At 55.9% G+C, this 23928-nt stretch carries 21 protein-coding genes; 6 read left to right on the top strand and 15 right to left on the bottom strand.

Annotated features, from left to right (window positions below):
• Nucleotides 1-63: 63 nt before the first annotated feature.
• From COMA1_RS16140 to COMA1_RS16115, 6 genes are all read right to left on the bottom strand, one after another.
• Nucleotides 64-2364 (bottom strand): GspE/PulE family protein, encoded by a 2301-nt coding sequence (locus tag COMA1_RS16140; protein WP_245631126.1) that lies wholly within the window; start codon nt 2362-2364, stop codon nt 64-66.
• A gap of 315 nt (nt 2365-2679) precedes the next feature.
• Nucleotides 2680-4398: a proline--tRNA ligase gene (locus COMA1_RS16135; RefSeq protein ID WP_090750423.1), complete on the bottom strand. Its 1719-nt coding sequence runs from the start codon at nt 4396-4398 to the stop codon at nt 2680-2682.
• Between the two features lie 54 nt (nt 4399-4452).
• Complete coding sequence (gene rseP / locus COMA1_RS16130) at nt 4453-5844, bottom strand: RIP metalloprotease RseP (protein ID WP_090750421.1); 1392 nt, start codon at nt 5842-5844, stop codon at nt 4453-4455.
• A gap of 61 nt (nt 5845-5905) precedes the next feature.
• Nucleotides 5906-7069 (bottom strand): 1-deoxy-D-xylulose-5-phosphate reductoisomerase, encoded by a 1164-nt coding sequence (locus tag COMA1_RS16125; protein WP_090750419.1) that lies wholly within the window; start codon nt 7067-7069, stop codon nt 5906-5908.
• A 30-nt stretch (nt 7070-7099) separates the two neighbouring features.
• Nucleotides 7100-7942 carry a phosphatidate cytidylyltransferase gene (locus COMA1_RS16120; RefSeq protein WP_176698117.1) on the bottom strand — a complete coding sequence of 281 codons (843 nt, stop codon included), beginning with the start codon at nt 7940-7942 and terminating at the stop codon, nt 7100-7102.
• A gap of 57 nt (nt 7943-7999) precedes the next feature.
• Nucleotides 8000-8785 (bottom strand): isoprenyl transferase, encoded by a 786-nt coding sequence (locus tag COMA1_RS16115; protein ID WP_090750416.1) that lies wholly within the window; start codon nt 8783-8785, stop codon nt 8000-8002.
• A gap of 206 nt (nt 8786-8991) precedes the next feature.
• On the opposite strand from COMA1_RS16115, the gene tldD reads away from it, so the two are divergent.
• From tldD to COMA1_RS16090, 5 genes are all read left to right on the top strand, one after another.
• Nucleotides 8992-10422, top strand: a complete 1431-nt coding sequence (gene tldD / locus COMA1_RS16110; RefSeq protein ID WP_090750414.1) for a metalloprotease TldD — start codon at nt 8992-8994, stop codon at nt 10420-10422.
• Between the two features lie 80 nt (nt 10423-10502).
• Nucleotides 10503-11879: a TldD/PmbA family protein gene (locus COMA1_RS16105; RefSeq protein WP_090750411.1), complete on the top strand. Its 1377-nt coding sequence runs from the start codon at nt 10503-10505 to the stop codon at nt 11877-11879.
• Nucleotides 11880-11966: 87 nt separating this feature from the next.
• Entirely contained in the window at nt 11967-12671 is a 705-nt protein-coding gene (locus COMA1_RS16100; protein ID WP_090750409.1) for a dienelactone hydrolase family protein, read from the top strand.
• Nucleotides 12672-12742: 71 nt separating this feature from the next.
• Nucleotides 12743-13300 (top strand): YbhB/YbcL family Raf kinase inhibitor-like protein, encoded by a 558-nt coding sequence (locus COMA1_RS16095; RefSeq protein WP_090750692.1) that lies wholly within the window; start codon nt 12743-12745, stop codon nt 13298-13300.
• Nucleotides 13301-13321: 21 nt separating this feature from the next.
• The gene (locus COMA1_RS16090; RefSeq protein WP_090750407.1) at nt 13322-13780 is read left to right on the top strand and encodes a hypothetical protein; all 459 of its coding nucleotides are present in this window, start codon (nt 13322-13324) and stop codon (nt 13778-13780) included.
• 198 nt (nt 13781-13978) lie between these two features.
• On the opposite strand, the gene COMA1_RS16085 is transcribed toward COMA1_RS16090, so the two are convergent.
• A complete protein-coding gene (locus COMA1_RS16085) occupies nt 13979-14497 on the bottom strand; it encodes a hypothetical protein (protein WP_090750405.1) in 519 nt (172 codons plus the stop codon).
• A gap of 527 nt (nt 14498-15024) precedes the next feature.
• Between COMA1_RS16085 and COMA1_RS16080 the strand changes: the two genes are divergently transcribed.
• A complete protein-coding gene (locus COMA1_RS16080; protein ID WP_090750401.1) occupies nt 15025-16053 on the top strand; it encodes an ankyrin repeat domain-containing protein in 1029 nt (342 codons plus the stop codon).
• A gap of 219 nt (nt 16054-16272) precedes the next feature.
• Here COMA1_RS16080 and COMA1_RS16070 read toward each other — a convergent pair whose 3' ends face one another.
• The 8 genes from COMA1_RS16070 to COMA1_RS16035 all read right to left on the bottom strand — a co-directional run bounded on the left by COMA1_RS16070 (nt 16273) and on the right by COMA1_RS16035 (nt 23895).
• The gene (locus COMA1_RS16070) at nt 16273-16929 is read right to left on the bottom strand and encodes a uracil-DNA glycosylase (RefSeq protein ID WP_090750399.1); all 657 of its coding nucleotides are present in this window, start codon (nt 16927-16929) and stop codon (nt 16273-16275) included.
• 111 nt (nt 16930-17040) lie between these two features.
• Nucleotides 17041-17349: a hypothetical protein gene (locus tag COMA1_RS16065; protein ID WP_090750397.1), complete on the bottom strand. Its 309-nt coding sequence runs from the start codon at nt 17347-17349 to the stop codon at nt 17041-17043.
• Between the two features lie 31 nt (nt 17350-17380).
• Nucleotides 17381-18718 carry an FAD-dependent oxidoreductase gene (locus COMA1_RS16060; RefSeq protein WP_090750395.1) on the bottom strand — a complete coding sequence of 446 codons (1338 nt, stop codon included), beginning with the start codon at nt 18716-18718 and terminating at the stop codon, nt 17381-17383.
• Nucleotides 18694-19554 carry a presqualene diphosphate synthase HpnD gene (hpnD, locus tag COMA1_RS16055; RefSeq protein ID WP_090750393.1) on the bottom strand — a complete coding sequence of 287 codons (861 nt, stop codon included), beginning with the start codon at nt 19552-19554 and terminating at the stop codon, nt 18694-18696. Before hpnD ends, COMA1_RS16060 begins: the two co-directional genes overlap by 25 nt.
• Nucleotides 19551-20492, bottom strand: coding sequence for a cobalamin-binding protein (locus COMA1_RS16050; protein WP_090750391.1), 942 nt, complete (start codon nt 20490-20492; stop codon nt 19551-19553). The genes hpnD and COMA1_RS16050 overlap by 4 nt, the downstream gene beginning before the upstream one ends.
• 13 nt (nt 20493-20505) lie before the next feature.
• Nucleotides 20506-21189 carry an HAD family hydrolase gene (locus COMA1_RS16045; protein ID WP_090750389.1) on the bottom strand — a complete coding sequence of 228 codons (684 nt, stop codon included), beginning with the start codon at nt 21187-21189 and terminating at the stop codon, nt 20506-20508.
• Nucleotides 21190-21304: 115 nt separating this feature from the next.
• Entirely contained in the window at nt 21305-22063 is a 759-nt protein-coding gene (locus COMA1_RS16040; protein ID WP_090750387.1) for an SH3 domain-containing protein, read from the bottom strand.
• Nucleotides 22064-22164: 101 nt separating this feature from the next.
• Entirely contained in the window at nt 22165-23895 is a 1731-nt protein-coding gene (locus tag COMA1_RS16035) for an adenosylcobalamin-dependent ribonucleoside-diphosphate reductase (RefSeq protein ID WP_090750384.1), read from the bottom strand.
• Nucleotides 23896-23928: the final 33 nt, after the last annotated feature.

Genomic DNA, 23928 nt, shown 5'->3' with positions numbered 1-23928 from the left:
TCGGGTTGTGAGTGAAAACGGAAAGAGTTGATATCTGTGCCGGACCAACCGGCCGATGGAATTCTACTTGATGGCGACGGCTTTCACTTCCTTGTATGTGGTGTGGCCCTGCAAGACTTTTTGGATCCCGTCTTGGACGAGCGTGGTCATGCCATCCTCGATCGCGGCCTTCAACATGTCTTCGGTGCGCGACTTTTGTTGCACCATACGTTTCATGCGGTCCGTACCGAGGAGCAGTTCGTGTAATGCCACGCGTCCTTTGAAGCCGGATCGATTACAGATTTCACAGCCCTTCCCGCGAGCCAGCCTGAAGGTATTGTCTTGCTTGATGCCGAGCTGATCCCAATAGTCTGCCCCGTACCCCTGTCGGAGCTCTTCGTACTCTTCTTTTGTTCCAACATACTGTTCCTTGCAGTCCTTACAGATCCGACGAGCCAACCGCTGTGCCAAGACGCCTAACATTGCATCGGCGAAGCTGAAAGGGTCACAGCCCATATCCAGCAAGCGGGTGATGGTTTCCACCGCACTGTTAGTATGCAAGGTACTCAAGACGAGATGGCCGGTGAGAGACGCTTCGATGCCGGTATCGGCCGTTTCTTTATCCCGCATTTCTCCCACCATGATGACATCGGGGTCGGCACGGAGAAATGCTCGCATGGCAGTCGCGAAGGTGAAGCCGATCTTCGGCTGTACTTGGACTTGGCGTAGACCGTATTGAGTGATTTCGACCGGGTCCTCCGCCGTCCAAATCTTGATGTCCGGGGTGTTGATATTCCCAAGCACGGAGTGGAGGGTGGTAGTCTTTCCGGAGCCGGTGGGCCCCACGCACAAAATGATACCGTATGGTTTTTCTGAAATCTCCTTGAGGACCTTCAGGTTCCGATCCGAGAACCCCATTTTGTCGAGCGGTAGAGGCTCGCTCGCCGCAAGGATACGCATCACCACATCTTCGTTATAGCCGGCGGTGGGCAGTGTGGCGACGCGAAGTTCAATTTCTTTTGATTCGGAAAGCTTGAATTTAATCTTCCCGTCTTGAGGTTTGCGGCGCTCAGCGATATCCAGGCTGGCCATGATTTTGAGTCGGGAGACGATGGCACGGCGGTAACTCTGTGGAATCTTCATGTATTCGAAACAATCCCCGTCGACTCGGAATCTGACCAGGGTCTCTCGCTTTTCTCCATATGGTTCAATGTGAATATCCGAAGCATTTTGACGGTACGCATCGGCAATGATCTGGTTGGCCAGCCGGACGATGGCGCTGTCATTTTCATCGAGCCCGGTGGCGGAGGATTCCTCCATGGCCTCGGACTGGGCCTCGGTGACCAGTTCGCCGAGAATGTCGACCACATTCTCATCAAGTTTCCGCCCTCCGGTGTCACTCTGCCCGGTTGCGGATGTCAGAAACTGAGCGATGTCCCGGCGGAGGCTGACGGCGAATCGAATATTGAGGCCTGGGAAGGTGCGTTTGATATCTTGGACACGGTCCAGATCACCCGGATCATCAGTCAAGATCTCGATGGCGGTGCGGTCCCGCTTCAACGGCATCCAGTGGTTCTTCTTGAGATAGTCGACATTGAGGTTTTTCAACAGTTCAACGTCAACGATCGTTCGCTCGCTGTACTCAATGTAGGGACACTTATAGAACTGGGCAAGGGATTTGCCGAGGTCAAGTTTTTGGACTTTATGCTTTTCGAGCAGAATGGTTTCCAGATCATTTGTGCCCTTCCGGGACTCGGCGAGCGCCTGCTCCAACTCATTCTGAGTGATTCGGTTGCTGCCGATTAAAAGATCGAACTTGGTGGGATTCTTCTTTGATGTTTTCTTGAGGTTGAAAAAGGCGATGCCCAGGGCCTTGGCGATTTCGTCGACCGCTTCTTCGTCCTTTCGTGTAAACCGACTCCCACTCTTCTTATTGAGTAACTGGAGGACGCCCATGAGATACTTATTGTCGGCCACGACCGGGTAGGTCAGGACTTGCTTGGTCTTGAAGCCGGTACGTTTGTCGTAGGACGTGTCGTGGAGCAATGCGGGGTGGATCGCTCGCAGTTCCGCAAGGTTGTACGCATCGGTGATATTGACGGGGCGAAGGTACTTCGCACAGAAACCGGCTAAGCTTTGCTCGGTAATGGGAATACGGACTTCTTCTGCTCCGTCGATGTGAGGAACCTTTGAAAAGATTTCCTTCTTCTCTGAATCGAATGCAAAGAGCGTCAGATCTTGAGCGTCGAAGACGCTGAGGATGTCTTTATGAAGGTCAAGGAGGATGTGGTCGAGGTGACTGGCCGCGTGAATCTGTGCAGTAATGCGCTTCAGATGCTCCGCATGATCGACCTTGTGTTGGAGGTCCTGGACATTCGGCATCATCGATGTCGTGTGCATCCGGCCGAGGTGGTCGAGAACTGGATGTGAAGGAGTCTGGTTCCGCGCTGGATGAACTGGTGCTTGGTCATGACGTGGTCACAGCGTTCGGCAGTCGCATGGCACCCCCAAAGTCAACCACTCCGCCCTCATGTTCATTTGGAGACTCAACGCACGGAAAGTCGAAGGCAAGGTGCCTCTTCGTTTCTTTTCCTGCTGTTGTCCGTATAGGCTCAGTCTAGACGAATAAGACGAGAAGGCAAGGGAAAGGCGATTTCTGTCGCCGAGGTTCGGTCTGTGCACGCAGTGTGAGCGGACCGCTTACAGTGCGGATGGATCAGCTTCGAGGGAACGCGCTTTCAGATAGGCGATGAGCTCATCCGGTGCGATTCTGGACTTGACTCCGCTTCTTCGTATCTTCGTTTCAACGATACCATCTGCCAGGCCCTTGTCGCCGATGATGAGTTGAAAGGGTGCCCCAATCAGGTCGGCATCGTTGAATTTAACACCAGCTCGATCGGCTCGATCGTCCCATAAGACTTCGAATCCGGCTACCATCAGGTCGGTATAGAGACGAGAGGCGACATCCGTCGTCCGCTCCGATTGGCTGACGGTCAAGAGATGCACATGGAATGGCGCGATGGGATAGGGCCAGATGATGCCCTTCTCATCATGGTTTTGCTCAATCGCCGCTGCGGCGGTACGCCCGACACCGATGCCGTAGCAACCCATGATGGCCAGACGTTCCTTCCCCTGGTCATCAAGGATCGTGGCAGTCATCTTACGGCTATACTTTGTACCGAGCAAAAAGACCTGCCCAACCTCGATCCCCTTTGCCAGCGTCAACACACCGGCTCCCCGAGGAGAAGGATCGCCGGGTTGCGCGTTACGAAGGTCGGCAAATTGTTCGACGGTAAAGTCGCGATCGAGGTTGGCGTCTTGATAATGGGTATCAGCTTTGTTGGCTCCAATGACGACGTTTCTCATTCCCTTGATGGCGTGATCGGCCAAGACTCGAACCTGCTGCAGCCCGACCGGCCCCGCAAATCCTAGAGGTGCTCCCGTCACACGTTGGACCGATTCCGGATCAGCCAGCATCACATCGGTGACTTGGAGGAGCCGAGCCAATTTGACCTCGTTCACCTCGTGATCTCCCCGGATCAACACGGCAATGGTGTCGGTTCCAGCCCGATAGAAAAGAGTTTTGACTAGTTGGCGCGGGGTAATCTTGAGAAAGGTCGTGACTTCGTCAACCGTTCGACGCTGCGGTGTCGCGATGGGCGTCATGGGGCGCAGGGGAGACGTATCAACCTCAGAAGGAGGGAGCACTTCGGCTCGCTCAAGATTGGCGGCGTACAAGCCTTGGTCGCTGTACGCTACCGTGGCTTCGCCGGTTTCCGCCAACACCATGAACTCGTGTGAGACATCCCCGCCGATCAGACCTGTATCGGCTTCGACCGCCCGGAAGCTCAGTCCGCATCGCGTGAAGATCCGGGTATAGGCGTCGTACATTTTTTGGTAACTGGCCTTGGCGCCCTGTTCATCGATGTCAAAGCTATAGGCGTCCTTCATGATGAATTCACGGCCTCGCATGAGCCCAAAACGGGGACGGATCTCATCTCGAAACTTTGTTTGAATTTGATACAAGTTCAGCGGAAGTTGGCGATAGGAGCGGACTTCCCGTCTGAAGAGATCGGTAATGACCTCTTCATGCGTGGGGCCCAGGCAAAAATCTCGTTCATGACGGTCTTTGAAACGGAGGAGTTCCTTGCCGTAGTAGTCCCAACGAGCCGTCTCTTTCCAGAGCTCAGCTGGAGATGCGATCGGCATCAGGAGTTCTTGTGCGCCCGCGCGGTTCATTTCCTCTCGGATGATCTGTTCAATTTTTCGGATCACGCGCAGACCGAGTGGAAGATAGGTATAGATGCCTGCCGCCACCTTTCGAATCAAGCCCGCGCGCAACATCAGCCGATGGCTGACGGTTTCCGCTTCACCGGGGTCGTCCCGCAAGGTGGGGATCAGTAATTGAGACGTCTTCATGGCGTTGTAACTATTTGGGTATGAGTTGACCAGTGGAAGATTTCAGCATTCCGCCTAGCGGGCGAAGATCCGTTCTAAGTCATTCCAGAAGGCGAAGATCATGACTCCGACCAGGAGTACCAATCCGACCTGCTGGGCGACCTCTCGTTGCCGTTCGCCGAGCGGCTTGCGCAGGATGCCCTCAATCAAGAAAAAGAGCAAGTGCCCGCCGTCGAGGATGGGAATGGGGAGCAGGTTGAGCACCCCGAGGTTGATGCTGAGGATGGCGATCAGGAAGACGACGCTGGAGGCACCTTGAGATGCGGCTTCCCCAGAAATATTGGCGATCGTCAACGGTCCGCCGATATTCTTACTCGAGATGTCGCCGACGATCATTTTGTAGAGACCAACTGCGGTCAGTTCGGTCCATCCCCAGGTGGCTTCCAATCCGTGGTAGACGGCCTCTGCGGGATTATTCGAGTGCATCAGCGAACGGCCAGGACCTGAAATGCCGATCTTTCCAACTTCGAGTGCTTGCCCGTTGACGGTCACCTTTTCACTGGTCGGCGTGACGGTCAACGTCGTCCTGGTTGCTTCCCGAAGTACTTCAAAGGTGAGTGGCTTGAGCGGGTGTTCTCTCACCTGCGTCGTCATTTGTGCCCACGTGTAGATGGTGTGCCCCTCGATCGCGACGACGCGATCCCCAGGCTGGATTCCGGCCGCTGCGGCAGGTGATCCATGCATCACCGAGGTAACCAGCGGCGGTGTTTCTTCCACCCCGATGGTGTAGAGCGGTTCGTCATTGTGCGTGCCGTCCCCGGCGATTGTGATGGGGGTGGCGGTGATGGTTTTGAGTTGTCCCTCTCTGCGAATTTCGAGTGCAATGGGTTGTCCCTTGCTCTTTACGACGAGATCCAAGAGCTCGGTCTTCGTCGAAATATCTTTCCCGTTGACCTTGACGACTCGGTCGCCCACTTCCATCCCGGCTTTGGATGCGGGTGAATCGGGAACCAACGCTTCAATGTCGGCGCTGAGGTCACGGAAGGTTGGGACAAACAGAGGCGTACCGGTGGACAGCCACCCGGCAAAGATCAGGTACGCGAGAATGAAGTTAAATCCAGGACCGGCTGCAACGATCAGCACCTTCCCCCAGAGACCCTGATGAGCGAATGATCGGCGACGATCGTCAGGGGTTGTGGCCTCTGTTTCGTCCTCCCCGAATAATTTGACATAGCCGCCGAGCGGGACGGCTGAAACGAGGTACTCGGTTTCGCCCACCTGTCTGCCGAAAAGTTTCGGACCGAAGCCGATGGAAAACTTAAGGACTTTGACTCCTACCCAGCGTGCGGCCAGAAAGTGACCGAGTTCATGGAAGGCGACGAGGACACCCAAGACCACAAGAAACCACCAGGCCTTCTGGAGCAGCAACCACAAGGTATCGGGCGACCAAGAAAGTACAGACGTCATGGAAACTCCCTGTCTGGGTTCAGTCTTCTACTCTAACATTCGCGGCGTGAAATGCAAACGATCATGAGCGAGGCAACGCGTGCACCAACGATTCTGCCTTTTCCCGGGCCCAGCGATCTGCTTCCAAGGCATCATCGAGGGACGTAATGGCCTGTTGGGTATGCGCGTCCATAGTACTGCGGATCACCGATGCAATTTCAATAAACCGAAGGCCGTGGTGTAAGAAGGCGTCAACGGCGATTTCGTTGGCTGCATTCATCACGGCTGGCATGCTCCCTCCGACTCGAAGTGACTCATATCCAAGATTAAGACAAGGAAAACGGTCATGATCGGGCTTACAGAAGGAGAGCCGTCCGATCTCCGTCAGGTCCAAGGAAGGCAGGTCGAGAGCCATCCGGCCGGGATATCGCATGGCATACGAAATGGGAGTCCGCATATCCGGGAGCCCCAACTGCGCGATCATCGAACGGTCGTGATACTCAACCAGAGAGTGAATAATGCTTTCGCGGTGCACCATGACATCGATGCGGGATTCAGGAATATCAAATAGCCAGCGGGCCTCGACGACTTCCAAGCCCTTATTCATCAGTGTCGCGGAATCAATCGTGATCTTGGCACCCATCTTCCAGTTCGGATGCTGCAGGGCTCGTTCCGGCGTGACATGCTGGAGGTCCTCTTGGGAGAGAGTCCAGAGCGCGCCTCCTGAAGCTGTCAGAATCAATCGCCGGACGTCTTCAATCCGGTGGCCTTCCAACGACTGGAAAATGGCGCTATGTTCACTGTCGACGGGGAAAATCCTGACCCCGTATTTTCTGGCCTCCTCCTGCATCAACTTCCCGGCCATGACCATTGGTTCTTTATTCGCCAGGGCAATGTGCTTTCCACTGCGGATGGCGGAGAGAGTCGGGAGGAGGCCGGCGGCGCCGACAATGGCGGAAATCACCAATTCAGCATCGAGTCCAGAGGCGACGGAGGCGATCCCTTCTTCACCAGAGTGAATCTCCACGGGAAGAGAGGCGCACCGGGCTCGGAGGATCGCGGCGGAGGATTCGTTCGCGACGGCGACTGCCTTGGGTTTGAACTGGTGAATCTGTTCTTCTAACTTTTCTATGTTCTTGCCGGCGGTTAATCCGACTACCCGGAACTCATCGGGAAACCGTTGCACAATGTCCAAGGTACTGGTGCCGATCGATCCGGTCGATCCCAGGATGATAATTGACTTCATGTCATCTCCTCTCCATCTCTGAGTAGAGGGCTATGGAAGCGGCAACAGGCCTCGAACATACACGACATAGTAGTAAAAAGTGGGAGCTGTGAACAAGAGACTATCGATCCGATCGAGCATTCCGCCGTGCCCCGGGAGAATTCCTCCGGAGTCCTTGACGCCTGCTCGGCGTTTAATCGCCGATTCAAAAAGATCTCCGACCAGGCCTGTAAGGGTCAGGAGGATGCCGAGTGCGACGGCGTCGGTCCATGAAAGCGCTGAGGCGAACCACAGTTGTGCCAAGAGTGCAGCTGCAATGGCTCCAATTAGGCCACCAAGTAGTCCCTCATAGGATTTCTTCGGACTGATGGAAGGCATGAGCGGATGCTTGCCCCACAAGGTGCCGGCATAGTAGGCGCCGGAGTCTGATGCCCAGGTGACGACCGCTAGGAACAAGGCGAGGAATGCTCCTGAGGGTAGGCTGCGAACTGATACGACCGTACTCAAGGGGATGCCCACGTAGAGCACACCAAACAGGGCGAGGAGCGGGTCTTTCCATCGGTACGACGATGAGGTGCCGACAACCAGCACGGTGAGAACCAATGCGAATGCACCACCGAGCAGCAGTTCAGGAAGGGGAACCGACAGGTGTGAGTGGGCGACGGTCAGAACAAAGACAGCCAATCCGATGCCGACGAGAAGGTAATTCAACCGTGATTGGAAGCTGAGGCGATACAGTTCAAGCAGAGCAATCGACCCGACGGCGATCAGGAGGAGCGTGAGGGCCCATGGCGCAAGGTGGACGATGATGAGGTAGACGGTAGGAATCAGCGCTACGGCGGTATAGAGCCGACGGAGATCAAAGTGTCGCGTAGGTGCAGGTGAAGTGGTCACAGATCTCGAATGATGGAGGATAGCGTCTGGAGCGAGCGGATATCCCACAAGGATTTATTATGATGGTACGGTACTGAGTACTCTGCCGAATCGACGTTCCCGGCGTTGATATTCGATCAGCGCGAGGAGGAACTCTCGTCGCCGAAAATCCGGCCACAGAGTCGGGGTAAAGCAGAGCTCGGTGTATGCCAGCTGCCATAAGAGAAAATTACTGATCCTGGCTTCTCCGCTTGTCCGGATCAGGAGATCCGGGTCGGGGAGTGGATGGGTTGAGAGGTGCCGCTGGACCGTGGGTTCATCGATCTGCTCGGCCTGAATGGTCCCAGCTTGCACGTCCCTCACCAAGGCCTTCACTGCATCGACGATTTCTGCGCGCCCTCCATAGCTGAGCGCGACGGTCAGGACTAACTTCTCGAGATGGGCCGTTTCTTTCTCGGTTGTGCGAACCCAGTGCTGCGCGGAGGGTGGAAGCAGCTCGTGGCGCCCGACGGCGCGAAAGCGGACGCCTTGCTCAATGAGACTTGCCCGTTCCGTGGAGAGGTAATGTTCCAAGAGTCCCATCAAGGCGCTGATTTCTTGAGTCGGACGATTCCAGTTCTCCTGGGAAAAGGCGTAGATGGTCAGGGCATGAATGCCGAGCTCCAGGCAGAGCGTGATCATCTCTCGGACGGAGTTGATGCCTTCACGATGGCCGGCAATGCGAGGGAGGCCGCGTAGTTCCGCCCAGCGCCCATTACCATCCATGATGACGGCCACGTGCTTGGGGAGCAGGTCAGCCTCCAACTTGGCGCTCAATTCGCTTTCGGACGGGTGGTCGAGGTCTCCGGTAGGACTGCGAGTCATAATGTCCTGAGCAAGCGTGTGATGATCGTCATCAGCAGGTAGAATCGTGTGCAGAGTCTACTGACGGGAACCGGGAATGTCAAACGATCTCCTGGGAAATACTAAGAAATACGAGGTTTCACCGATTGTTGCGTTGCGTGGTCAGAAACGAATGGGCTATACTCCCCCCGTACCAGTCGACTCTGACGAAGGAGCAAGAGGCCTGTATGCCGGAGCCGGTTCAACTGACGACGTTCGGTGTCACGGAGATCGAGGCGCAGCAAGCACTCGATCGGGTGAAGGTCCGAGACGTTGACTACGCGGATCTCTATTTCGAATCTCGCACGTCCGAATCAGTCTCGATGGAGGAAGGCATCGTCAAACGGGCGGCCAAGAGTGTGTCGCAGGGGGTGGGGGTTCGAGCGACTGCAGGGGAGAAGACGGGGTTTGCCTATTCGGATGAATTGACGAAGCGGGACCTTGAGATTGCCGCCGACACGGCTCGGTATATCGCCAATTCCCCCAAAGGCCATTCCACGGTTCCGGTGCCCACACAGCGACGACCGACCCGTGATCTCTATCCGATCGAGAGGGCAAAGGCCGAGGTGGCGACAGCCGAGCGCGTGGCGCTCCTGAATGAAATCGATGCTGAAGCCAGGCGTTATGATCCTCGGATCAAGAACGTGATGGCTTCATTCAACACAGAATATAAGGTTGTGCTGGTGGCGACTTCGGATGGGACACTCGTCAGTGATATCCAGCCGTTGTCACGCCTGCAGATTACGTGTATCGCTGAAGATCGGGACAATCGCCAGATCGGCAGTTTCGGCGGCGGTGGCCGGGTTGCCTTTGCCTATTATCGCGAAGAGAATCGTCATTTAAGTTATGCCAGGGAAGCCGCGCGGGAAGCGATTCTCAATTTATCCGCGGTTGATGCGCCGGCCGGAGTGATGCCGGTTGTGTTGGCCGGTGGGTGGCCCGGGATCTTGTTACACGAAGCGATCGGACATGGGCTCGAAGCCGACTTCAATCGAAAGAAGACCTCCGCGTTTTCCAGCCTGATCGGCAAACGGGTCGCATCCGACGTCTGTACGATCGTGGATGACGGCACCCTTCCCTTTCGGCGTGGCTCCCTGAACATGGATGATGAAGGGACACCGACCGGCTGTACGACGCTCATCGAGAAGGGCATCCTCCGTGGCTATATCACAGACAAGCTCAATGCACGCCTTATGGGGATTCCCCTCACCGGTAACGGACGACGCGAGAATTATCAAAGCGTGGTGCTCCCGCGCATGACGAATACGTTCATGCTGGCCGGGGAGTCTGATCCGCAGGACATCATTCGATCCGTCAAGAAGGGTCTCTATGCCGTCTCGTTTGGTGGGGGACAGGTCGATATCACGAACGGGAAATTTGTGTTTTCCGCCAGCGAAGCCTATCTCATCGAGGATGGCCGGATCACCAAGCCGGTGAAGGGGGCGACGCTGATCGGCAATGGCCCGGAAATTCTGACGAAAGTATCGATGGTGGGGCACGATCTCACGCTCGATAACGGGATTGGGACGTGCGGGAAGGATGGCCAATCGGTGCCGGTCGGGGTCGGATTACCGACCATCAAGGTGGACGAAATTACAGTCGGTGGTACACAGCGATAACCGGTTTGCCCGCGCCAACTGCGCTTCCTCACAATCGGTCAGGATGTGGTTGACGGATCACTTTTGGGAAGAAGTGTGTGATGCTCGAAAAAATGACTGCCTCAACTAGTGCCAATGGCTATGCTCAGCTGGCAGCCGATGTGTTGGCTCAGGCGAAGGCTTGTGGGGCGACCGAAGCAGATATTGTCGTTGCCGACGGAGAGACCTTCTCGGTTCAGGTACGAGTCGGGACGGTTGACCGACTGACCAAGGCGAGAGAGAAGCGTTTGGGCTTACGCGTCTTCATCGGGAGGCGGTCTGCCACCACATCCACGTCTGACTTTTCACGGGCCTCTCTTGATCGGCTGGTGGCCGACACCTGTACCTTGGCCGGCGCGGTGGTCGAGGATGATGTCTCGGGATTGCCGGATGCTGGTCAGATGGCCACTGAGCAGCCTGATCTTGATCTCTATGATGACACGGTGCTCGATACGGATACCCAGATCGATTGGGCCAAGCGTGGAGAGGCTGCTGCGTTCGCGACAGACTCACGGGTGACGAATTCCGAAGGTGCGGAGTTCGATTCTTCATCGGGCCGAGTCGTGCTGGCCAATAGTCATGGATTTGTGGGGTCGTATAAAAGCTCGAACTTTTCCCTGTCTGTGTCTCCGATTGCGACCGAGTCTGCGACAGGCGGCATGCAGCGGGATGCCTGGTATCAGGTACAACGAAAGTTTGCTCGACTAGCGTCTGCGGAATCGATCGGACAGGAAGCGGCGCGTCGTGCGATTCGCCGATTGGGCGCACGCAAGGTGGCGACGAAACGTGTGCCGGTGGTGTTCGATCAAGAGACAGCCGGGAGCCTTCTGGCAAACCTCTGCAGCGCGGTCTCCGGCTATGGACTCTACAAGCGCGCCTCATTTCTGCTGGATCAACTAGGCCAGACGATCGCTTCGGACCTGATGACCATCTACGACGACGGCCGTATGGTCGGCGGCCTGGGGTCACGTCCGTTCGATGGTGAAGGGTTGGCGACACGCAAGAATACCATCGTCGAGCGAGGGGTATTAAAGAGCTATTTGCTCGATACCTATTCGGGGAAAAAGTTGGGTTTGCCGTCGACGGGCAACGCCTCACGGAGTGTGGGGGAGAGTCCCTCCGTTGGCCCCACCAATTTTTATCTGGTCCCTGGAGTGAAGAGTCAGCAAGAGATTATTGGCTCCATTCAAGAAGGCCTCTTTGTGACGGAGTTGATTGGGTTCGGCATTAATATGGTGACGGGGGATTACTCGCGAGGAGCCTGCGGTTTCTGGATTGAGAACGGAGAGCTGGCCTACCCGGTTGAAGAAATTACTATCGCGGGAAATTTGAAACACATGTTGAAGGACATCGACGTGGTTGGAAGCGATCTGGTGTTCCGAGGTCGAATCGCCAGCCCGACCGTCAAGATTGCCGAAATGATGGTGGCTGGTAATTGATGAAGTGCTGAGTATTCATTTCTCTCTTTCCTCGATGACTCGCCACTAACACAGAACTCAGCACTTGCGGAAGCGCAGAGGTAGCTCATGGTGGCATCGATTCGAGAGACAACCGCTCAGTATCAAAGTGGAAATGTGGGCATGAAGGCCTTTGTGGCAGCTCCGCAGACGAAGGACCAGCGTCCGGCTATTCTCATTGTCCAAGAATGGTGGGGACTCACGGAGTACATCAAAGATATCGCAAGACGTTATGCCGCGGAAGGCTATGTGGCGATTGCTCCGGACCTCTATTCACGTCTTGGGCATGCGTTGCCCACGGATGCCGGTGAAGCCGGGAAACTCATGAACGCCCTGAAACAGGAAGACGGTCTTACTGATCTGAATGCCACGGTGGCCTATCTGAAGTCAGTTCCAGAGGTCGACGCAACGAGGATTGGTGTTACAGGGTTTTGCATGGGTGGTTCTTATGCCCTCATGTTGCCTTGTGTGAGTTCAGAGATTAAAGCAGCGGTTCCGTTCTATGGTCAGGTGCCGAATCCCGATACACCCATTCAGAAGCTGGCCTGCCCCGTACTGTATCTCTATGGTGAGGACGACGGTTGGATTACGAAAGTGGACGTCCAGCGGTTAGTAGCGGCCTTGAAAAAATACAACAAGACCGGTGAGATCAAGACTTATCCCGGGGCTCCCCATGCATTCTTCCGAGATACGGACCCAACCGTGTATCGGCCGGAAGCGGCTCAAGACGCATGGGCGAGAACCAAGGCCTTCTTTAAACAACACCTCGGCTAAATCCTTGTTGAGTATGGATGCCGGAACGTCGCACCGAGGGGGAATTATTTCAGATGAAGAGGGGACACGTGATGAGATCACTCTGGACTAGCGCACTGTTGGCACTCGCGCTGATTCCCGGAATCAGTACGGCTGCGGAATTTCGCCTCACGAGTCCGACCATTAAGCCCGCCAGCACGATCAGTCAGAACCATGTCTTCGACGGATTTGGCTGTACCGGAAACAATGTGTCTCCTGAGCTGCGCTGGGCGAACGCTCCGAAGGGAACCAAGAGTTTTGCGGTGACCATGTATGACCCCGATGCACCGACTGGTAGCGGATGGTGGCATTGGGTCATGTTCAATATTCCTGAGGACATTTCGGCATTGGCTGCGGATGCGGGAAGACCTGGTGGGCCTGGTGCGCCACAAGGCAGTGTCCAAAGCATGACGGATTTCGGCGAACCGGGGTACGGGGGGCCCTGTCCGCCTGTAGGCCACAAACCACATCGCTATATCTTCACGATCTACGCGTTGAAGGTGGAACAGTTTTCGTTGAAGCCTGCAACTCCCGCCGCCATGGTCGGGTTCTATCTTAACCAGAATACTTTGGCCAAGGCCTCGCTCACCGGCTTGTATAGCCGCAAGTAACCCGGAGTTGGAATACACGCCATGCCACTTGATGCCGTTCTCGGAAAACAGATGCTGCAGCTGATTACGTCGCGCTACGACGATCGGCATTGGAGAAAGCGCATTGAAAAGACCTTAAGCTTACCGCAGTCCGGTGTGACAGATCCCGTCCAGCAGCAGATCTTCATGTATCTAAAGCATGACCTCAAAGCGTATAAATCCAGAAGGGCCGATCCGGACTCCTGGATCATCGGTGGATATGCGACGAAGGAAGTCATCAATCGAGCCAAGTTCCAACCGCAGCTTGTCGGCGCTTCCCTCAAGCAAGAGGATGTCGCGTTTCTGGGAACGGATCCAGGAGAGGACGTGACAGAAGCCTGGTGGGATGAGATGTTAGTGCAGTGGTTCGATGTGCCGGAAGAAGAGAAGCCTGCAGAAGATAACGAAGACAGTCAGCCTGCCGATTCAGAATCCTCATCCACAATCCAATCCAAAGCGTAGATTTATATCTCGAATGTCCGGACGATGATGTAGTGCTGCGCCCATAGTAAGCGGCGATTTTATCTGAGGTTTGCCCCCTTCATAGCCTTTCGCTATTCTGCGCTGTCATGGACATCGATGCCATTCGTAGTAAATCCATTCGAAAAGGTAACTTTTTTGTCACGGATCACACGATTACTGAAGGTTTCAAGGACGGGATCAGTGTGGCTGACATGGTTCATGCAATTCAGGGGGGCACTCTTCTACGCCAACACCGGACCAATCAACCAGCGAAGTAAATTTTGTAAACTGTGGGATCATATTGACGGGATCAACCAGCATGAACTCGCGGGCGCCCAGAATCGTGGGATCAAACTCGGAATAGGCGAGCCACGGACGTTCGCCATTATCACCTGTGGACACCTGCACCCATTTCATCGGAGCACTCCCATCGCGTTTCGACAGGAGCACACACCATTGTGGTCGTAAGACCTTCGCAAGACGATGTTCTCTGGGTTGAAACTCCTCGGCATAAGAGGTGTGGGCAATCTCCCAGCAAAACTGACAGAGGATACTATACATCCATCGCCGTTCTTCATCCGTGACGGCTAAGTCGTAAAACCGTTGAGCCCATCCGAACCACTCTTCGGCATACACCGTCCTCATGAGATCCCTCGGCCCCTCTTGCTCAGTTGCGCCGACAAAATCGCTGCTGTTTGGATGGAGCGTTTGACTCATCCGATGGCCTCGCTCAGCTCGCTCGGGCCAGTACCACTTCTGGTCGGTGAGCAGGCCTTGTGGTTGACGTAGGAGATCAAGCTCATTCGACTACAGAATGTGTTTCAGGATTGGAGCTGTCTTGGGAAGCAGTCATCAAGATACTCCCCGTCTGAGGTTTGTTATACGAGCGATCTTTTGGGTAATTGCTGGAGGATGCTGCCACAGTGTGAGCGATGGTGTCGAGAAAGAAAACGGCGGTGAAAGAGTGCCGGTCCCATCTGGGAAACAAGTGCAGTGGATCCACGCCTCAGAATGGGCTTGGGTATGGAGGCCAGCCTGGTGGGTATGAGAGCGTGGCATTGTGAGGATTGTCCGGACGTGTGTCGTGATGATGTCAGTGGATAGGAAAGAGCGTTCGCGAAGAGCATATTGGCTTTTGGCTGTCAACCGCTCGGCTCTTCAGGGAAGACTTGTTCAGGAGTATAGTGTCATCCCAATATCAATCAACCGTATTGACTCAGAAACGTTCAAAGGAGATTGTCGTGATGCGACAGTGGGGAATAATTCTGGCTATCGTTGTGCTGCTGCCCGCGCTTGTGGCCATGCGGCCTATGGATGAGGCCTTGCTAGAGGCCACGTGGCTCGGTAATCGCGCACAGGTGCAGGCGCTGCTTCATGAGGGGGCAGATGTGCGGGTCGCGGATGAGAACGGCGACACCCCGCTCCACCGCGCAGCCAGGAAGGGCCATCATGAGATCGTTGCACTTCTGCTTGAGCATGGAGCGGTCGTAGATCAAACCGATCTGAATGGATGGACTCCGCTCTTTGACGCAGCCAGGAACGGTCATCGTGAGATCGTCGCACTTCTATGGGCTCATGGTGCCGTCGTGAACCGGGCTGATGTGAATGGCTGGACGCCACTCTTCGGGGCAACCATGAAGGGTCATCGGGATGTCGTGACACTGCTTCTGGAGCAATGGGCAGCGGTGAACCAGGCAGACATCAAGACTGGTTGGACCCCACTGTATCTTGCCATGATGCAGAACGATTCAGAGATGGCGGCCCTTCTCTTGGAACACGGAGCAGCCGTTAATCAAGGACCCATGGAGGGTGATCCCCCGCTGTTTCTGGCAATCCGGAAGAGCCACCCTGAGATGGTGGCGCTGCTGCTGAAGCACGGCGCAGCGGTGAACCAGGCAGCCCGTCTGGGCTGGCCTCCGCTCTACATTGCGGCGCAGCAGGGCCATCAGGATATCGTGGCACTCCTGCTGGAGCGTGGTGCGGCGGTGAATCAGGCCGATGGATGGGGGTGGACCCCACTCCACGTGGCAACAGAGAAGGGTCATCACGAGGTGGTGGCAACTCTGTTAAAGAGGGGGGCGGAAGTGGACTTCACCACTAAAGAGGGTGAGTCACCGCTCCATATTGCAGCATTGGCCGGCCAGCGAGACATTGTTGAAGACTTGCTCAAGCACGGCGCAAGCAAGACCATGAGCACGAACAACGGAAGCCGCCCTGTGGACCTCGCCCGTTCCAAAAAACACGCTGATCTTATCCCATTATTGGAGCCGTAGGGAGCTGAGTATCCACTATGAGTGTCACTATTACGCGCAACGGCGTCCCTTCTGTTGTGTTGTTGAGAATGGAGCAGTCTGAGGGGTTTGTGGATACGGTCGAAATTCTGAGCGATCAGAAGTCAATGTATTCGCTGCGTCGATCTTTGAAGTGGACTGAGAGAGGGCAGTGGGTCAGCCACCGCTCGGTGTTTGGTTGAGCGAGTTGAAACAGAAATGCTATCCGAACAAATCCATCTGTGCCGGCTGAGGCGATTCGATATTCAGGACTGGGGCGGCTGGGGTTTGGGCTGTGCTGGTTGGTTCGGCTGGTTTCGTGTTCTTGTCGAGGAATTCTTTAAGTTTCTTAAAATCTTCCTTCAACGTTGGGAGCAAGTTCCCCTGGTGCAGGGCCGCAGCAGGATGCAGTAGCGGGAAGAGTACGAAGTCTTTCAGGTGGAAGGCTTGTGCCTTCACTTTCGTGATGCCAACCTTGCGTTCCAACAGCGTCTGCGTGGCCCAGTTGCCAAGCGTACAGACCAGTTTCGGCTGGATCAACTTGATCTGCTGTAGCAAGAACGGTTTGCAGGTCTCCACTTCGTCTGGCTCTGGGTCACGATTGTTTGGTGGCCGGCACTTGATGACGTTTGCAATGTAGATCTGATCACGCGACAGACCAGCCGAGGCCAGGAGATCATTCAACAGTTTCCCCGCAGCACCGACGAACGGCTCGCCTTTCTGATCTTCGTTGAATCCTGGCGCTTCTCCCACGAACATAATGCTGGCCTGGGGATTTCCCACGCCGAAGACAACTTGGCTGCGCCCTAGCGTGGCGAGTTTACACCGCTCGCAGTTCACGAGCGATTGCGCGAGTTCTTGGAGTGGAGTGAATGTCATGAATGAAGCAAGCCAAAGAAATCGTGGCGGTATCTTAGAAATGGACGAGCCGGTATGTCAATGAAGATCATGAGAGTTTTTTTGGGAAATCTGCATGCTGGCCGAGGTGAACTAATTCAACTGGTAGCCCTTTGCCGCAAGGCAGGTGTCCCGCATGGCGTTGATGGTTGAAAGACCATGCAACGCCCGGGCATGATCGGCCGGACTCTGGGCACCGCCGCTGAACGGGAAAGGCGAGCTCTGGCTATAGAAATGCTGTTCGTTTGCTAATCTCGCCTTATACTCGCACTCCATATAATCCCGCTCCACATCGTAACGGCTGTATCCGGCTGGGTGGCCCCCACGCTCAAACGGATTGGGTGTGCAGCCTTCGACTGTCGCTATGAGCAGGAGTGCGAGAAGTGTGATCCATCCAGTCATTGGGTACTCGTACCATTCAGGCAGTCATAGGTCAAGATTGGTGTCCGGTAACGATGTCGGCGCAGCGGCGGGCGCTGACAAGGGCGCTCTCAATGTTCGGGGGCCAGTTCGTGTCGGTCCAGGCTCCGGCGACCAATAGATTTGGGACGGGGCTTTGTTGAAGCGGACGGAGTCGGGCGGCTCCCGGTGCAAGCAGCAGCGCGGCGTGGTCATCTCGAAAGACCTGGCGGGATGTGATGTCGCTCAGAGACAGGTCAGGAAACACGGTGGTGATCTTGGCTTGCGCGACGTTGACCACCTGATCCTCGCCTAATTCCATCAGCGAGCTCTCGGTTTCTGCCAGACGCACGACGACTTCACGTGTACCAATAGGAGATCTCGTGAGGTGATGGAACGGCTTGCTGTCGAGCAGGAGCAGTCGCGGCTGCTGGTTAGTGGATTGAATGGTTAGCTGCACCACGATCTCACTGAGGCTTTGGAGTTCCGTCAGATGGGCAAAGTAGGCATAGCGAGTAAGAAACCGTTCGGGAAGCAGGCGGAGGAGGGCCTGATATGAGAGGGCGCTGATGTACCAGCCGGCTTGCAAGGCTGTGCCGTTGGGGAGTCGAATGTCTTGTATCCCCTCTTGTCCAAATCGGATGTGCGGCGGTTCTGCAAGGGGGATGAACCGAACGGTGTCTCCGTGAAGTACTTCTTTGAACGGGGTGAGCAATCGCTGATCAATGGTTCCCGGCCGGTATGTGAGCCTGGCGTCGGACGCCTCACGCAGGAACACGGTTGACAGGATGTGCACAAAGGTTGCTGCGGACAGACGGGGCAGTGCGTTGCCTGTCAACCACTGAGCGAGTGGGGCCCAAATCCGTTCCCTGGCTTCTGTGCTTTGGCCGGTGGCATTGAGCCACTCATCTGCTGTGCGATTCTCTAAATCTGCCGGAAGGGTTTCGGCCTGTTCCCAAATCTGCTCAACATGGGAGAACAGTCTCCAACGGTCCTGCCAGGATAGGCCATGGAAATTGAAGACACTCATCATCCAGTGCAAGGTGCCCGGCAGTCTGGCAGACTGATAGGGCATGGTCTGTCCAGTGGGGAGTCGAAATTCGAGAGGAATGGTCTGGTCAGAGCTTGGGTGTTGCGCGTGGGCGAGTTTCTCGAGTGCCCGCTTTGTCTCATGATGGCATCCAAGGGTGATTGATGTGGGATCGGACGGGTTGGTCCGGAATCCATCAAGCCAGTCTGAGTACTCGAGGAGGGTGACCTGGTAGCCTTGTTGGTGGAGCTGATAGGCTGTTGCCAAGCCGGCCAGGCCGGCACCCACAATCAAAACGGTTTGTGGGGACGGTGCAGTCACGAGAATCGTGAGCGGAGCCACACCCCTAGGGCGATCATCACCCGTTGCGTGGTGGTGAGGCTGATCCGGGGCCCGAACACCTGATAGTTCGACCGTTCAATCCGTTCCAGGATCCGGCTATAGATCCCGTGCATGATTTCTGCCACCGTGAGCGCACGTCGTTCACCTGAGGAGAGGCCCGCCAGGGCCGCTTCGGCTCGCTTATAGTAGTGATGGGCTTGGGATGCTTCATATTCCATCAAGACGCGGAACTCAGGAGAATAACTCTGGTTGAGCAGCGCCTTCTCCGGATAGTTCCACTTTCGCAAGTCGTCCAACGGGAGATAGATCCGTCCCTCCTTGGCATCGGCTCCCACATCACGTAGGATGTTCGTCAGCTGGAACGCCATGCCCAGAGCGACCGCATAGTCTTGTGCGCGTGCGGATGTGACGCCAAAGATATGGAGGCAGATGAGTCCGACGACAGATGCCACACGGTAGCAATAGAGCGACAACTCATCGAACGTGACATATCGGTTATTGAAGAGATCCATCTCGACGCCCTTGATCAGCTCCTCAAAGTAGGCCTTCGGAATACTCAACGCTTTTACATGGTGCGCGAGGCTCACCATGATGGGAGTCGTCGGTGTTCCGGAATACACGGCATCCAGTTCTTCACGCCAGTGCTTCAGATCGTCCTTGGGATTGCTGCCGGCAGCGGGTTCATCGACGGCGCTGTCGACCGCCTTGCAGAAGGCATAGACTGTGTACATGGCATCGCGTTTGGCTTTTGGAAGAAACAGGAACGAATAGTAGAAATTGCTGCCGCTTTTCTTGGTGTAGGCGGTGCAATAGGCTTGAGCGTCCGAAGCCTTCATGAAGCACAGTCTCCAGCTAGTACGGATGGTTCACATTTGATCGCCCGAGAGCAATCGAGCGGGTAATCCTGATTCGGGTGGAGAATGTCGGCCAAGAGCTCCACCCCATCAATGAGTCGAGGGCCGGGACGGCTGAAATAGGAGCCGGCATCCACAAGATACATGTCTGACCAGGATGCCTGTGCCCGTTGCCATGCCGCTTGAATAGATCCGGCCTGTCGCAATTCGTTGAGCGTTCGATCAACCGAGTACCCACAGGGCATCACGATGACCACATCAGGCTGTGCGGTCGCTACCTCATCCCATGTCGTCTGGTACGAGGGGCTGTTCTTGGAGCCCAGCACGTTGTAGCCCCCGGCTAAGTCTACCATTTCCGGGACCCAATGGCCGGCGACATACAGAGGATCGAGCCATTCAAGACATACCACCCGCGGACGGACGGCCACTTTCTCCGTCCGGAGGCGGACCCTCTCCAATCGATCTCGGAGCGTGGCTACAAGGGCTTCTCCTTTTGGAACGGCACCAACGGCGTCGGCAATCCGCTCGATGTCATGAATCATATCTTCTAGGGTCGTTGGACTAAGAATCAGCAGCTCTGGGTGGCGTTGAAGCAATTGCATGGCCCTGGTGAGTTGGTCTGGGGTCACTGAGCAGACGTGACAGAGGTCCTGCGTCAGGATGAGATCGGGCCGAGCCTGCAGAAAGGCCTCTTCTCGTAGCTGGTAGAGTTGGTGTCCTGTTCGAACCAAATCTTTGACTCGTTGGTCGACTCCACTGCTGGTGCTGTGCTCTGCGTCGACCAGTGATTGAATCATGACTGGGACCCGGTGAATCGAAGGGGGAAAGTCACATTCATGGCTGATGCCGACGAGCTGGTCCTCCAAGCCGAGCGCGACGATCACCTCTGTTGCACCTGGGATGAGTGAGCAAATTCGCATAATGATGCTGAGCCTAGGTCGGCCACAATCGTGCGCGTATCTCGTCCAGGCGCGTTTCGCTCAAGCTCATCGTGATGGCATCAGCTTCGTGGAGCTCTTGCGCGGTGTGGGTGTTGGCAACGGCTAACACTCGCATGCCCGCAGCTTTTGCGGCGCGAATACCCGGCCGAGAATCTTCAATGACTAGGCACGAGCTGGTTGGTATCGCGGACGTCGACTGCTGGCGGTTCAACCCGGCCAGGGCCTGAAGAAACGGTTCCGGATGGGGCTTGCCATTCGCCACGTCCTCGGCGCTTGTGATGTGACCAAACGCCTTACGAAGGCCGATCTGCTCGAGCACGAGTTCGATTTCTGGTCGTAGCGCACCGGAGGCAATGGCGAGTGGATAGATGGCCGCCGCGTCTTCAATGAACGCTCTCACACCGGGAAAGATAACGAGATGTTCTTTGATCGAGGCCATATAAGCGATGGCTTTCTTGGCCATCAGGTCTTGGACCAGCGAGCTTGAAACGGGACGGTGATTGATTCGAAGTGCTTCCAGGATGCATCCCCGATCATCAAACCCAAGATAGTCGGTGTAATAGTCTTTCTCGGTCAAGGTGATCTGGATTTCGGCCAGTGTCCGGCGGAGGCCTTCAAAGTGGAGGGGTTCGGTGTCGGCGATCACACCGTCAAAGTCAAAGATCACAGCGCGCATGGAGTCCTACCAGTTGTGATGTCGTCTTTACGAAAGTGGACGGGCGGCATTATAGCACAGCGGGAGGGTAGTGGTAGGATTACCTACCCTCCCGCGGGAGATGAGCGGTGGACGATCAGGGTTTCAGTTTGAGCTGCTGTTCAGCCAGCCATCCCTTGGTGCCGAAGTCGGAGCGGATGGAGTAGACCCAGCCATTTCCTTGGAGTTCGCCGTCAAGAATCGTGAAGGCGGTTCCTGGGGGAATGCTCGGCCCTGGCTTTGTCCCTTCGGCGTCTTGATGAAGCTGCACCTTCTGACCGGGCATGGCCGGATTCGGCATGACGCTGACTCGTTGCCCCTCACTAAAGAGTGGGGCCGGGGTTGCGACAACCGGTGCGGCCGGAGTCGGTGCTGGCGTTGAAGCCGTCGGCATCGGTGGTGCAGCCGGCGGTGTGGGAACCGGTGCCGGAGCCGGCATTGCGGCTTGCGGTGCCTCAACCGGTGCAATAGCTGGGTCTGGTGGCGGTGTCACGGCTTTCGGCGGTGCCGCTGGGGGAACAGGGACCGGAGTCGGGGGGACCGGCTTTCGAGCGATCGGTGGTTGAGGTTGTTGGGCTGGTGCATCGCCGAGGAGCGGGCCAAGATACTCCATGATCAGGTCCGGCTCCATCGCAAGATAGGCGCCGCCACCGAGGAGGAGAACCAATAGCACCAGCAAGAGCGGACGCTTGTTCGATTGCTTGGGTGGCTTCACGGGTGACGGTGATCGAACGGTGGTCGTCTGCTCCAATTCCTCTTCGGTGAATTCGAGATCCGGTTCAGGTTGACGTGCGAAGAACAGGCTCCACGTGAGAGGATTGTCGGCAAACGACGGACCTCCAGCAGTAGCAAACATCGAGCACCTCCCTCTAGCAGACGGCATCGTCATCTCTTGAAAAGTACTTATCATCAAGCGCGTAGACTGTCAATTTTGTGTGAAGATTCAGCAGGATCTCGTTAACAGGATTGCACATGGGAACAGGAGAGCACCTGATGTTCTCGGCTCCCGGCCCGATACACTGTCACGCCTTTGCAGCCAAGTTCATAGGCCAGTGTGAAGGCAGCGGCAACATCCACGGTTGTCGCGGACGGAGGGAGATTGATCGTTTTGGATACCCCGCTGTCGCTGTGTCGTTGAAAGACGGCCTGCATCCGGACATGCTGTGCCGGAGCGATATCGTGTGCAGTCACAAACAGCCGGCGAAGATCATCTGGAATCTGAGACAGATGTTGAATCGATTCGTGCCGACCGATCTCTTCACGTAACTCACAGAGGGGGAGGGCTCTGGCCCGAGCTCGGCGAAGGAACTCCGGATGAAGACGTTGGAGCCGGATGTCTTCCATGATCGTATGGGCGACACTGACCCCGTAGAGCGGTTCAATTCCAGCGGAACAATCAGCCAGAATACTGATGGTCCCGGTTGGGGCGATGGTCGTAACCGTTGCATTCCGCCGGGGCGGACCCTCGGCTTCCAGCGGACTGCCCTTGTAGGCAGGGAACGGTCCTCGTTCCTGTGCCAGACGATGCGAGGCTTCGTAGGCCTGTCGGCGAACAAATCCCATCAACTGATCCGCGATGTGCAAGGCGTCATCGGAATCGTAAGGAATGTCCAGCTGAATGAGAAGATCAGCAAACCCCATGATGCCCAACCCGATCTTTCTGGTGCGTTTCGTCCGGGCTTCGATCGATGCCAACGGGAAACGGGTTCGATCGAGTACATTGTCGAGAAAGCGAACCGCCACCGGAATGAGGTTGCCGAGTCGTTCGTAGTCGATGCTGCTCGTACCTCGATGCGTGGTGAGGCATCGGGCGACATTGATCGATCCGAGGGTACATGATTCATAGGCCAAGAGGGGTTGTTCGCCACAAGGGTTCGTGGCTTCGATCGCCCCGAGATGAGGCGTGGGATTCGCCTTATTGATGGTATCAAGAAAGAGGACACCAGGTTCACCTGATCGCCAGGCGGCTTCGACCAGCCGATCAAAGACCATTTTGGCGGGGAGGCGTCGGACTGGTGTGGCGCTCCGTGGGTTGATGAGTGCATACGATCGGTTTTGGTTGACCGCCTTCATAAATCGGTCTGTGAGTCCCACCGAAAGATTGAAGTTTGCCATTTCATGCGGCTGCAGTTTCAGCGCGATAAAATCCAGAATGTCGGGATGGTCGACTCTCAGGATACCCATATTGGCGCCCCGCCTGGTGCCGCCCTGCTTGATGACATCGGTGGATAGATTGAACAGACGCATGAACGAAATGGGGCCTGATGCGAGTCCATTGGTGGTGGCGACTCGGTCGGCATGAGGGCGAATATGGCTGAACGAAAACCCGGTTCCTCCGCCCGATTGATGAATAAGGGCTTGATACTTCACAGTGTCGAAGATCGATTCCAGGGAATCGTCTATCGGCAGCACGAAGCAAGCCGAGAGTTGTTGAAGAGGACGTCCGGCGTTCATCAAGGTCGGTGAATTCGGGAGAAATGTCAGGGATGCCATGGCCTCGTAGAATTGGTTGGCCAGCCGGCGTCTGCGTGCGGGTGGTTCGAGCGAGGCGACATCGTCGGCGACACGGTGAAACAATGCAGAGGGAGACTCGATAACGACGCCCCGTTTGTTCCTGGCCAAGTACCGTTGGCGCAAGACCGTCAGTGCATTGGGAGACAGTGGTGGGGTGTGGTTTCTGATGCCCATTGGGGAGACTGCCTCTATTATAGCCCCTTCCTA

The sequence above is a fragment of the Candidatus Nitrospira nitrosa genome (assembly GCF_001458735.1).
GTDB lineage: Bacteria > Nitrospirota > Nitrospiria > Nitrospirales > Nitrospiraceae > Nitrospira_D > Nitrospira_D nitrosa.
This window is presented reverse-complemented; position numbering and strand designations above follow the sequence as displayed.

What these genes read in the sequence shown, in the direction of transcription:
- COMA1_RS16115 (WP_090750416.1), bottom strand. Translation starts at nt 8,785, where the DNA reads ATGACTCGCAGTCCTACCGGAGACCTCGACCACCCGTCCGAAAGCGAA.
- hpnD (WP_090750393.1), bottom strand. Translation starts at nt 19,554, where the DNA reads ATGAAGGCTTCGGACGCTCAAGCCTATTGCACCGCCTACACCAAGAAA.
- COMA1_RS16135 (WP_090750423.1), bottom strand. Translation starts at nt 4,398, where the DNA reads ATGAAGACGTCTCAATTACTGATCCCCACCTTGCGGGACGACCCCGGT.
- COMA1_RS16125 (WP_090750419.1), bottom strand. Translation starts at nt 7,069, where the DNA reads ATGAAGTCAATTATCATCCTGGGATCGACCGGATCGATCGGCACCAGT.
- COMA1_RS16095 (WP_090750692.1), top strand. Translation starts at nt 12,743, where the DNA reads ATGAGATCACTCTGGACTAGCGCACTGTTGGCACTCGCGCTGATTCCC.
- COMA1_RS16090 (WP_090750407.1), top strand. Translation starts at nt 13,322, where the DNA reads ATGCCACTTGATGCCGTTCTCGGAAAACAGATGCTGCAGCTGATTACG.
- COMA1_RS16070 (WP_090750399.1), bottom strand. Translation starts at nt 16,929, where the DNA reads ATGACATTCACTCCACTCCAAGAACTCGCGCAATCGCTCGTGAACTGC.
- tldD (WP_090750414.1), top strand. Translation starts at nt 8,992, where the DNA reads ATGCCGGAGCCGGTTCAACTGACGACGTTCGGTGTCACGGAGATCGAG.
- rseP (WP_090750421.1), bottom strand. Translation starts at nt 5,844, where the DNA reads ATGACGTCTGTACTTTCTTGGTCGCCCGATACCTTGTGGTTGCTGCTC.
- COMA1_RS16080 (WP_090750401.1), top strand. Translation starts at nt 15,025, where the DNA reads ATGCGACAGTGGGGAATAATTCTGGCTATCGTTGTGCTGCTGCCCGCG.
- COMA1_RS16140 (WP_245631126.1), bottom strand. Translation starts at nt 2,364, where the DNA reads ATGATGCCGAATGTCCAGGACCTCCAACACAAGGTCGATCATGCGGAG.
- COMA1_RS16065 (WP_090750397.1), bottom strand. Translation starts at nt 17,349, where the DNA reads ATGACTGGATGGATCACACTTCTCGCACTCCTGCTCATAGCGACAGTC.
- COMA1_RS16045 (WP_090750389.1), bottom strand. Translation starts at nt 21,189, where the DNA reads ATGCGCGCTGTGATCTTTGACTTTGACGGTGTGATCGCCGACACCGAA.
- COMA1_RS16050 (WP_090750391.1), bottom strand. Translation starts at nt 20,492, where the DNA reads ATGCGAATTTGCTCACTCATCCCAGGTGCAACAGAGGTGATCGTCGCG.
- COMA1_RS16035 (WP_090750384.1), bottom strand. Translation starts at nt 23,895, where the DNA reads ATGGGCATCAGAAACCACACCCCACCACTGTCTCCCAATGCACTGACG.
- COMA1_RS16100 (WP_090750409.1), top strand. Translation starts at nt 11,967, where the DNA reads ATGGTGGCATCGATTCGAGAGACAACCGCTCAGTATCAAAGTGGAAAT.
- COMA1_RS16105 (WP_090750411.1), top strand. Translation starts at nt 10,503, where the DNA reads ATGCTCGAAAAAATGACTGCCTCAACTAGTGCCAATGGCTATGCTCAG.
- COMA1_RS16040 (WP_090750387.1), bottom strand. Translation starts at nt 22,063, where the DNA reads ATGTTTGCTACTGCTGGAGGTCCGTCGTTTGCCGACAATCCTCTCACG.
- COMA1_RS16085 (WP_090750405.1), bottom strand. Translation starts at nt 14,497, where the DNA reads ATGAGTCAAACGCTCCATCCAAACAGCAGCGATTTTGTCGGCGCAACT.